General features: G+C 43.0%; 1 rRNA gene. It reads right to left on the bottom strand.

The annotated features are described in order from the left end of the window. Positions 1 to 11 precede the first annotated feature (11 nt). Positions 12 to 127: ribosomal RNA gene (gene rrf, locus ACYQ73_RS28335) — 5S ribosomal RNA — on the bottom strand. Between the last annotated feature and the right edge of the window lie 178 nt (positions 128 to 305).

Raw genomic sequence — 305 nt, 5'->3', positions numbered from 1 at the left:
CTGTTTTCATTGCCTAGCGACGTCCTACTCTCACAGGGGGAAGCCCCCAACTACCATCGGCGCTAAAGAGCTTAACTTCCGTGTTCGGTATGGGAACGGGTGTGACCTCTTTGCCATCATCACTAGATTATTTTCGGCTTTCAATATACATCGTATCTTGAAATCCTTAGTTAAAAGAAATTATTCTTTCAAAACTGGATAAACGGTGCATTGAATGTTTCAAACTTTTTTGGTTAAGTCCTCGATCGATTAGTATTCGTCAGCTCCATGTGTCACCACACTTCCACCTCGAACCTATCTACCTC

The organism is Lysinibacillus sp. CTST325 (genome assembly GCF_054665055.1).
Note: the sequence above shows the minus strand (reverse complement) of the source record. Positions and strands in the feature narration are given on the sequence as shown.